Origin of the sequence: Vibrio sp. M260118 (assembly GCF_036533755.1) — a bacterium.
Classification (GTDB): Bacteria; Pseudomonadota; Gammaproteobacteria; order Enterobacterales; family Vibrionaceae; genus Vibrio.
This window is the reverse complement of record NZ_JATABG010000098.1, coordinates 1-10332: the sequence shown is the minus strand read 5'-3', so window position 1 is coordinate 10332 and position 10332 is coordinate 1. Positions and strand designations below refer to the sequence as shown.

Genomic DNA, 10332 nt, shown 5'->3' with positions numbered 1-10332 from the left:
GTATTGCTTGCGCTCTGAGCTCTGCACCTGCTGCTTTTGCTGCGGAAAAAGGACCGGCTCCCCAACAAATGGGCGGTAATATTCTGACTCAAGCCTTAGATTTTGGCGGCCACGTTGGAACGTCGATTGAAATTGAAGACAAAGATATTACCAACTACAAAACCTGGGGTGGGCAAACAGAAAATGAACGTACTACCACCCATGAAGTGATTGGACTGTTTTATAAAAACGCCCACTGGAACTTCTCGTCTTTGTACGCTTTTAAGTTGACTGACCGTGTTAAACGCAGTCAGGATCGCTCGTACACGGAAACGGAAGATGGCTATAAGCACCTGATTTCGATTGATAAAAAGTTCTCATTACCGAACGGTTTTGAAACTGGCGTTATCTATGACCTTGAATACTCACTAGGTACTATTGCTACCACTGCTGGCGTGAGCAACCTGCGTACTACCAATGCAGAACACAGCATTCGCCCTTATCTCAACTTTTACAGCAATGAGTACGATGCAGGCTTCCAGTCTAACCTTGAATACCTCTACAACGACGAAGATAAATCGGCGTGGGGCACTCGAGTTGAAGAAGGTTACTCGGTGTTAGTTAAGCCCTATAAACGTTTTGGTAACTGGGAGCTGGGTGTAGAGTTCTACTACCAGATTAAAGACAACAAAGCGCATAACAGTGATGGCTCAATTAACGAAATTAGTGACTTTACTGAAAAGTATGTTGAGCCAATCGTACAGTACAGCTTTGAAGATGCTGGTACCTTATACGTTCGTGCCCGTTACGGTGAAAACGAAACCAAACATACACAAGGTTGGGCTGCAGGAGAGCAGTACTTCAAAGATATTCGTAAAGCCACTATGGGTTACGAACAGTCTGTCGGTGATAACTGGTTGCTGAAAGGTGAGTACGAGTGGGCCAAAGATACTGAAACCTTCACTCAGCTTGCTGGAGAGGAGAAGGTCGTTGAGCAGAACACCTTCTTGCTCCAGGCTATTTACCGTCTGTAAAAATCGTTTATTTGCTTAAGGAAATCCTATGATCACAGTTTCAGAAATTGCCCAGTTAGTTGGCGGCCAGATAGATGGTGACCCGAGTTTAACTGTGGATACGATTGTGCCGCTGTATAGCCCTGATAAAGGGGGGTTAGCTATCGTATTTTCTAAATCTGATCTCAAAATGATCGAAAGTTCAAAAGCGGATGTGATCATAGGACCTGATAGCATTTTAATCAGCAACGCCAGATGTAAGATAGTGATTGAGTCGCTTAAAGCGCAAACACTGAATGCCCTACTACGTTATTACAAAGTACATAAGTATCAACTGTTTGAGCAGGGTAATACCTCAGACAATCCCGATGTCTATATCGGCAAGCACTGCACTATTGGCAACAACTGCCACTTTATGCCTGGCGTAAAAATCATGAATGGTGTGACCATTGGCGACAATGTTGCCATTCATGCCAATACGGTGATTAAAGAGGGCACGGTGATTGGCAATAACGTTACTATCGACTCCAACAACGCCATCGGTAATTTCAGCTTCGAATATATGAATGGCCAACATGGCGAGTTCGAACGAGTGGAAAGTGTCGGACGAGTTATCATCGAGGACGATGTTGAGATCGGCTGTAACAACACTATAGACCGTGGCACTCTGGGAAATACCGTGATTGGCAAAGGGACTAAGATAGATAACCTAGTCCAGATTGGTCATGACTGTAAAGTGGGCCAACATTGTCTGCTGGTTTCTCAGGTAGGCTTAGCCGGACACACCGTTCTTGGCCAACATGTCATTGTTCACGGACAGGCTGGCACCGCTGGCCATATCACTATCGGTGACCACTCAGTCATCAAAGCTAAATCAGGCGTCAGCCAGTCATTTCCTGCTCATAGCGACCTATTTGGTTACCCAGCCAAAGATGCTCGTGCTTATTACAAAAACCTGGCGGTGCTTAACAAGCTTACCCGCCAGTTTGATAGCAAAAAACACTCTAAAACTACGCAAAAATCTGACCAGCCTAGCCACTGGCTTAAACGCTTATTCACTGGCTGTAAGGCCTAATTCAATCGTTAAGGATTTATGATGAAAAAAGTCATTCTACCTCTATTACTCAGTGCTCTTGCTGCTGGCTGTTCCAGCACCAGTGAAAATACCAACCAAGTTATCCCGACCAATGCGGATAGTCTGCTGGCGAAATGTGATTTGCCAACGGTTGAGGATCGCGGTCCGATTCGTCCGTCACTGTTTGTCGTCGGAACCTTTGATGAAGGTCAGTGGATTCACCTGGAAGACCGCGAAATGAGCCATAAGGGCGATGGCATCTATCAGGTTGTTCATCAAGAGAAAGCCGGTGTGGTTAATGTCCAGTTTGCAACTATGAACTGGAACCCGCAATTCACAGTGTCGGGACGCAAAATGGGCGTCAATCAGGAAATCGCTCTGAAGCGCGGTGGTTTTGCTAAAAACACCCGAGTCGAAATCCCTGCTGATGGCGAGTATGTCTGGTCAATTCAGATTGGCGAAGATAAAAAGCCAATTCGCGCCATGATTGCCACTTGTCAGTAATACCGTGCCGCCAGAGTTATTCTGGCGGCGTTAAGTTCATAGCTTAATGCACAAAGGTTGTGTCGTAAGTTATGAGTTTATAAAGCTTTATTTGGAGTACCCATGGCAACAGTTAGCCTAAAACAAGTAGAAAAACAGTATGACAACGGCTTCAAGGCGGTACACGGGATTGATCTCGAGATTAATGAAGGCGAATTCATGGTGTTTGTCGGCCCATCAGGCTGCGCTAAATCGACCACACTAAGAATGATTGCTGGTCTTGAATCGATTTCATCTGGTGATGTTCATATTGGTGATCGCAGAGTCAACGATTTACCACCGAAAGATCGCGGAATCGCGATGGTGTTTCAAAACTACGCTCTTTACCCGCACAAGACAGTTTTCGACAACATGGCTTTCGGTCTAAAGATGGCGAAGAAACCCAAAGATGAAATTAAGAGAAGGGTTGAAGAAGCGGCAGAGAAATTAGAAATCACTGATCTCCTCTACCGTAAACCAAAAGAGATGTCTGGTGGTCAGCGTCAGCGTGTGGCGGTTGGTCGCGCTATTGTTCGTAAACCGGATGTCTTTCTGTTCGATGAGCCACTATCGAATCTGGATGCCAAGCTGCGTGTCTCTATGCGGGTAAAAATCGCCCAACTTCATCAGTCTCTTAAGGATGAAGGCAATCCGGCAACCATGATTTATGTTACCCACGATCAGACTGAAGCTTTGACGCTCGGTGACCGTATCTGTGTTCTGAATCAGGGCAAGATCATGCAAGTTGATACGCCAGCGAACCTTTACAACTACCCAGCTAATCGTTTCGTTGCTAGCTTTATCGGCTCTCCGGCAATGAACCTAGTCGATACAGCGCTGCGTCGTGATGGTGAGAATCTTATCGTCGAAATTGCTCCGTCTGCCCGCATTCTGATCCCGAAAGCAATGCAAGCGGAGCTTGAGCAGTACGTCGACAACCCAGTCTGCTTTGGTATCCGTCCGGAGCATATCTCACTGGCACAAGAGGGTGAAACATTGAATACCTTCGAAGGCAAACTGTCAGTCGTTGAAAATCTGGGGAACGAAAAATACCTCTATTTCACTGTTGGTGGCAAAGAGCTGATTGCCCGAGTGCAAGATCAGTCGATCACGACAGCAGATATTGGTCGAACTTTCCGTTTCAACCTCAATACTGAATTCTGCCATATCTTCGATTTTTACAATGAAAACAACCTAATTCACAGTCGACCCTACTCGGCTTAGTTAATCACAATAACGGGGAACCTCTAATGATAAAACGGACACTGATTTGCAGCGCTCTGCTTGCGACAATGGCCATCGGAGGCGGATTTTCTGCACCAGCAATAAGTGCAGAAACCGCGGCTGACAGTAGCTACGATTTCAGGCAGGAGACTATCTATTTCGTCTTCTTAGATCGATTTAGTGATGGCGATGCGACAAACAACAGTGGCAATAACCCGTTGACGTACGACCCTAACAACCTCAAAAAGTATGTGGGTGGTGACATTAGAGGTTTGATCAACAAGCTGCCGTATCTCAAATCTCTCGGTATCACGGCGATATGGATTACTCCGCCGGTAGATAATGCCGACAACCTTGATGTTAATGGTGGGGCTGGTTACCACGGCTACTGGGGTAAAGACTTCTTCCGCATTGATGAGCACTTAGGCACCATGGACGACTTTAAAGAGTTGAGCCAGTTGATGCACAGCCCTGAATACAACATGAAGCTAGTACTGGATTATGCGCCAAACCACTCTAATGGTAACGATGAAAATGAGTACGGCGCCCTGTACCGTGACGGCCAGTACATTACTGATTACACCACTGACGTTGCTGCTGGCACCAACTGGTATCACCACAATGGCGGTGTAACCGACTGGAATAACTGGTATCAGGTTCGTAACCACAATCTATTTAACCTTTCTGACTTCAACCAGTCTAATGCTCAGGTTTACAACTACCTGTTGGATGGCGCTAAATTCTGGATTGATGCAGGTGTTGATGTCATTCGTATTGATGCGATTAAGCACATGGATAAAGCGTTTATCCAGCAATGGACAGGTGACATCTACAACTACGCATCGACTATTGGCCGCGATGGGTTTTACTTCTTCGGCGAGTGGTTTGGTGCCAGCGCAACGACAACCATAGGTATTGATGGTTATGCGATCGATTATGCCAATACTTCAGGTTCGGCACTGCTCGATTTTGGCTTCCGTGACACCTTAGAACGTGTGCTAGTTGGTCGCAGAGGCAACACCATGCAGACGTTAAACAGCTATCTGGAAACTCGCAGCAATGTGTTCACCAGCGATGACTGGCAGGTGGTATTTATGGACAACCATGATATGGCTCGTATCTCGACCGCGCTGCGTTCGACAGCCAGCACGTTCGGCCCAGGTAACAATGAAGAAGGGGGCGGCCTGTCAGAAGCGTTTGCCAAAAAACGCGTCGACCTGGGCTTGGTTGCGACTATGACGGTGCGTGGTATACCAGCCATCTACTACGGCACGGAACATTACAGCGCAAACTTCTCGACCAATGCGTTTGGTCAGGTTGGTAGCGATCCATACAACCGCGAAGTCATGCCAAGCTTCGCTCAGGACAGTGAAGCATTTAAGATCATTCAAGCTTTGACTGAGTTGAGAAAAACCAGTCCTGCGATTCAGCAAGGTAGCTACAGTCAGAAGTGGCTCAACGACGACATTCTGGTTTACGAACGTAAGTTTGAAGATGACGTTGTGCTAGTTGCTCTAAACCGAGGTGCTGCAACCTCAATTAATGTCTCTGCATTGTCTCTGGCGGACAACTACTACACCAGCCTGGTTGGTAGCGATGGTGTGACGGTATCTCAGTCTTCTGCGACGCTGAACCTTGACCAGAATGAAGCGATTGTCCTGCATGGCAAGACAACCAGTGGTGGCGGTAACACAGATCTTATCGACGTGACTTTCACTTGCAGTAACGGTTACACCCAGTGGGGACAAAACGTTTATGCAGTTGGCAGTGCTAGCCAGTTGGGTAGTTGGGTGCCAGCGCAAGCAGTAAAACTGGATCCAGCCGCTTACCCAACATGGCAAGCAACCATTCAGGTTCCAAGTGGCGAGTCCTTAGAATGGAAATGTCTGAAGCGTTCAGAAAGTGATAGCAGTGCGCTGATTGAGTGGCAATCGGGTGGCAACAATACGGTGAATACCAGCACACAAACTCAAACCAGCGGCGCATTTTAATTCATTGTTAACCAGTCTCGCTTCTAGGGACTCTATACCCAGCTAGGGGTATTTCAGGTAGCGACACGCTGCCACTTTAAGGCCTTAGGTAACTATCTAAGGCCTTTTTTATGAAGGCAGGAATGTTGCTCCTCCAATTCAAAGTTAAGCAACACAAATTCCGTACTTCGGCAGCACATCTCTTATAATCGTTAGCCTATAAGTTTTCAGTGCATCATGGAAAAGCTTCCAATCTGAATTTAAGAACGACTCTTTATATTTATACGTAACCAAATCCGCTGACTGAGGCGATGCCATAGCTTTGCCTCTGGCTATTTCTTTCCAGCTATTTTTTCCGCTCACCTCAAAAGTCAGTTCTACAGCAGGAAAACCAAACTCGCCACGAGAAATGCGTTTCAGCCATTCCTTATGACGATCTTCACCATCTTCATGTTTAATATCTTGAAATGCTGCCTTCAAAATGAGCTGCTTGTCATTGGGTAAATCCGCTTGAGCGTCAATATCCATGTTTTGATCTTCCTTGATAAAGCACTTAATTGCCTTGTACATTTGATTCGCCGCACTCAAGAAATCCTCAGTATTGTTTCTTGTAACCTTATCACCCCTCCCGTTAACATAACTCCACTCGGCATAAGGACGGTCAGGAAAAGAGAGTGCGGGACCATGACCCAGAGGAGAAATTGTAGAGATACTCCAGTTAACAATATTGTCTCTTACTCTAGCCAATAAGCTACTATCTGAATTTGATTCGATTTGTTCTACCTGGTTAATCTCATGACTTACGCCAGCAAACCCCTGATGAGCAAAGGTATCGGCGTAGACGTGCATTGCAATACCCATCATGTGCAGCCCAAAAGAAGAATTCCTATACGCTGCCACTGCATTTAGCATATCTCGAGCTACTGGGCTGTCAGGTGTACAGACCAAACGCTGAATAAAACCACCCTCAGGAATAGTGTCAGAGGGTTTACCTTGATTACCTGGGAGGAAGTGAAAAGGAATCCATGCTAGGTGATTAGCAAGCTCATTGCCATTTCGATAATCGAGCATTTTATGAGCGGAAGAGATACGATTAAACATCGCCCCGTTATCAAACCGCACTGGATCTGAATTGGTTGCTTCGTCAACGTATTGAGCACAGTAAGCTAACTTTTCTGCATCGCTATGTGTCATTCCAGCGTATCTAGCAACAACATAAGTGAGTGAATGGTGTCCATCTATTTGCATTTTAGCGTCTCCCATTGAGCAATATTTGTTCAATATAACCTTTTATAAAATGGCGTTATTTTATATAGGTTGGAGTTTGGTAAATTTAGTTATGACGCTCAGCGTTAAACCCTAATTAAGTGATTCCAATCAATACACCATGCGAATGTTGAGTGCACAATATGTTCACACCAAGAATTTCTAATAAAACGAACGACAGGCCTGTTTACGCATCACCTCCTCATTGTCTTGTTGTCTCTCTCAGCCCTATTCGCCGAATCCGCGATTGCGGCAAGATATTGCACAGAGAAAAACTGGCAAACTGCCACTGATTATTACAAGAAACAAGAAGCGAGGTTCAACAGAAACATCAATGAGCTAAATGAAGTTACCGAGCTTTATAATGATTATGTGTTCCTTCAGGATCAATATCCTTCAGACGTGTTAGTTGGTATCTGGCGGAGCGATAACATTGAAGCTAAACGTGCTCTAGCTACACAGAAGGATTTATTCATCGAGGAAATATCAAAACTAGACCAGACAAAACAAACACTTCTCAAAACATTTTCAAAACTAAAAACAGCCAAAGAACTATGGGAAAAACTCGCAGACTATTGCTATGACGAGGATAAATATCAGGATTACAAAACTGGTAGGGACAATATGCGCAAAGTCATTTCAGTCCAAAAGCGAAGCGATGAACTGTTATCAAAAATTGAGAGGATGAGGCTTAAATACGCTAGCGAGATTGAGCTCATCAATGACTCCAAGCGAAAGGCTAGTGCAGTGAAATAGCCACTTGTGTCTAAACGCCGCGATAGTTATCAACTATGCAAGGATAACCAGCGTGAAGAAGATCCGTGGCTGGGTTTCAACCGTGCTGACGGCGTAAGTTATCCAAAATAATGCCCGTCGCCATCGCCACGTTTAACGATTCTGCGCCACCAAATGCAGGGATGGTTATTTTATCAGTTACGAACTTAGCGGCTTGCTCACGAATGCCGTGAGATTCACTCCCCATCAGCAAAATGCCTTCAGGCGAAAACTGGGTGTTATGTACACTTTCACCGTCAAGGAATGCGCCATAAACTGGTAAGTTTGATTTCTCTAGGTAGCTTGGCAGATCAAGCTGAGTCACGGTGACACGGCCAAAGCTGCCCATAGTGGCGCTAATGGTTTTTGGGTTGTAAGGATCGGCGCAGTCGCTGCTAGCGACAATGTGCTTAATACCATACCAATCAGCAACTCGGATGATGGTGCCAAGATTACCCGGATCAGAAACACCATCAAGCGCAATCATCAAACCTTGTGCTTTTGGCATCTCCGCACTTGGAATTTCAACCACCGCAATGGCAGCATTGTTGCTCACAAGCGTGCTTGCTTTGGTGAGATCATCTAAAGACGCTTCAATGCACTCAAAGTTGCCCAGCTCAGAACAATACTGGGTAAGAAATTCAGCCGTGGCAAAGACGTGCTTTACCGTTAATGAGCTATTCGCCAACTCAAGCACGTTCTTCTCTCCTTGCACCAAAAATAGCCCCTGCGCTTTACGCTGCTTCTTTTGGCCAAGTGCTCGAAGTTGTTTAAGTTGGTTTTTTGAAATCATAATCTTTCCACGATAAAGGGATAACCCAGATAAAAGCGCGGCAATTATAGAGTAAAGCCCAGTTGAGCTAAAGAGGCGAGTAAAGAATAGTCGTGTCGTAGGTGAATTATCTCATTTTGATAGCATCTGATTTTTGACCTTACTACAGGCCCCTCGTGCTAGAATACCCAAGGCAAATATAGCGGATAGAAAAATGCAGATTTTTGAACAATTTGAAGCTCAATTTTTGGAATTTATCAACACAGAGATGACCCAAGATCCGGCCCATGATCTTAGCCACGTAAAACGGGTGGTAAAAACAGCTAAAACGCTCTGCTTACAAGAGAATGCCGAGTTGAACATCGTCGTGCCTGCTGCCTACCTTCACGACTGTTTTACTTTCGCCAAAGACCATCCTGAACGCGCCAAAAGCTCGGTTATAGCAGCAGATAAAGCGGTCAAATTTCTCGAATCAATAGGCTACCCAGAGAAGTATTTCAGCGCCATTCATCACGCCATTATGACTCACAGTTACAGTGCGAATATCACTCCAGAAACTCTAGAAGCTCAAATCGTTCAAGATGCAGATCGCCTCGATTCACTTGGTGCCATTGGCATAGCCCGCTGTATACAAGTAAGTACTAGCTTCGGTTCAAGCCTCTACAACACCGAAGACCCATTCTGTGACAGTCGAGTGTTGAATGACAAGCGCTACACTATCGACCACTTCTACAACAAGCTATTCAAACTAGAAGCTTTAATGAACACTCAAGCCGCCAAAACAGAAGCGAACAAACGTACTCAATACATGCGAGCGTTCTTAGCTCAACTAGAGTGTGAAATATACTAGCTATATAGGTTTTTAATCGTCTCTCTTAACCACTGAATTCTTGGGTTGCGGTTATTGCGTTTGTGCCAAATCATGGTGAATGGAATGTTCAGTTTTTCTTGCTGAGCGTCATCCAATGGAATGGGTAGAGCCACCAAGTCTGGATGCAGTTGCTGACAGTAGCGTTGGCAATATTTAGGAGCGGTTGTAATCATTTCATGGCCCGATTTTTCAGCAACAAACAGCGCCTGCTCGAACCCCGACATGGTCAAATTCACATTACGACTTAACCCAAGCTCGATCAATATTTCATCGAGTGCCCAGCTCTCGCTTTTCTCCCACGTCACATTGATATGCGGATAACTAAGGAACGTCTCTAAGCTCCACTCTCGTTGTAATGCAGGATGGTCTTTACGCAGATAGACCATAGGTAAATCGGTAAACAACACTTCATAGTTAATATAATACGGCAGCAAGTCGAGCGACTCTCGTGAGCGCGGATGGCTCTCTCTGCCTGTGAAGCCAATATCCACATCACCTCGGGCTATCGCCTCAAGTGAGTCGTAATCCCAGTTAATGAACTTAATCTTTGAATCTGGATAAGTTTGGTGGATTCGAGTAGTGAGTTCATCAACCATGATCAGTGACAATGGCGACTCTACTCCAAGGTTAAAATGCACACCCGATGGCGCTTCTCCGCCTCGCCTCGACACTATCTGACTACCGATTAGCAGCCAATCAGATAAGCTCTCTTCCATGCTGCTCGCAAGCGTCGTAGGCTGTAATCCTTGTGGCGTGTTAACAAACAAAGGATCATCAAACCAATCACGCAGTTTACTCAGTGATTTGCTAACTGTAGACGGCGTAACGTTAAGCTTTTTAGCCGCTTTGGTAACACTCTGTTCTTG

10 protein-coding genes are annotated in these 10332 nt (G+C 45.5%); 7 read left to right on the top strand and 3 right to left on the bottom strand.

All coding sequences use genetic code 11. The annotated features are described in order from the left end of the window. Positions 1-2: 2 nt before the first annotated feature. The 5 genes from QTO00_RS08175 (at position 3) to QTO00_RS08155 (ending at position 5804) form a co-directional block, all read left to right on the top strand. Positions 3-1013 (top strand): porin, encoded by a 1011-nt coding sequence (locus tag QTO00_RS08175; protein WP_331424193.1) that lies wholly within the window; start codon positions 3-5, stop codon positions 1011-1013. A 28-nt stretch (positions 1014-1041) separates the two neighbouring features. After that, positions 1042-2067: a UDP-3-O-(3-hydroxymyristoyl)glucosamine N-acyltransferase gene (lpxD, locus tag QTO00_RS08170; protein ID WP_331424191.1), complete on the top strand. Its 1026-nt coding sequence runs from the start codon at positions 1042-1044 to the stop codon at positions 2065-2067. An 18-nt stretch (positions 2068-2085) separates the two neighbouring features. Continuing rightward, positions 2086-2571 (top strand): hypothetical protein, encoded by a 486-nt coding sequence (locus QTO00_RS08165; protein WP_038201989.1) that lies wholly within the window; start codon positions 2086-2088, stop codon positions 2569-2571. A 102-nt stretch (positions 2572-2673) separates the two neighbouring features. Continuing rightward, on the top strand, positions 2674-3813 hold the full coding sequence (locus QTO00_RS08160; RefSeq protein WP_239943973.1) for an ABC transporter ATP-binding protein: 1140 nt from the start codon (positions 2674-2676) through the stop codon (positions 3811-3813). A 26-nt stretch (positions 3814-3839) separates the two neighbouring features. Next, on the top strand, positions 3840-5804 hold the full coding sequence (locus tag QTO00_RS08155; protein WP_331424187.1) for an alpha-amylase family glycosyl hydrolase: 1965 nt from the start codon (positions 3840-3842) through the stop codon (positions 5802-5804). Between the two features lie 144 nt (positions 5805-5948). On the opposite strand, the gene QTO00_RS08150 is transcribed toward QTO00_RS08155, so the two are convergent. Continuing rightward, the gene (locus QTO00_RS08150; protein WP_331424185.1) at positions 5949-7031 is read right to left on the bottom strand and encodes a DUF6765 family protein; all 1083 of its coding nucleotides are present in this window, start codon (positions 7029-7031) and stop codon (positions 5949-5951) included. Positions 7032-7262: 231 nt separating this feature from the next. Here QTO00_RS08150 and QTO00_RS08145 point away from each other — a divergent pair, with 231 nt between their 5' ends. After that, positions 7263-7805 carry a hypothetical protein gene (locus QTO00_RS08145; RefSeq protein WP_331424183.1) on the top strand — a complete coding sequence of 181 codons (543 nt, stop codon included), beginning with the start codon at positions 7263-7265 and terminating at the stop codon, positions 7803-7805. 76 nt (positions 7806-7881) lie between these two features. Here the strand turns inward: QTO00_RS08145 and QTO00_RS08140 are convergent, their stop codons facing one another. Further along, entirely contained in the window at positions 7882-8616 is a 735-nt protein-coding gene (locus QTO00_RS08140) for an RNA methyltransferase (protein WP_331424181.1), read from the bottom strand. Positions 8617-8815: 199 nt separating this feature from the next. Between QTO00_RS08140 and QTO00_RS08135 the strand changes: the two genes are divergently transcribed. Then, positions 8816-9445 (top strand): HD domain-containing protein, encoded by a 630-nt coding sequence (locus tag QTO00_RS08135; RefSeq protein WP_331424195.1) that lies wholly within the window; start codon positions 8816-8818, stop codon positions 9443-9445. On the opposite strand, the gene yidZ is transcribed toward QTO00_RS08135, so the two are convergent. Then, the coding region (gene yidZ / locus QTO00_RS08130; protein ID WP_331424179.1) for an HTH-type transcriptional regulator YidZ at positions 9442-10332 on the bottom strand (891 nt) is incomplete at its 5' end. The genes QTO00_RS08135 and yidZ overlap by 4 nt on opposite strands.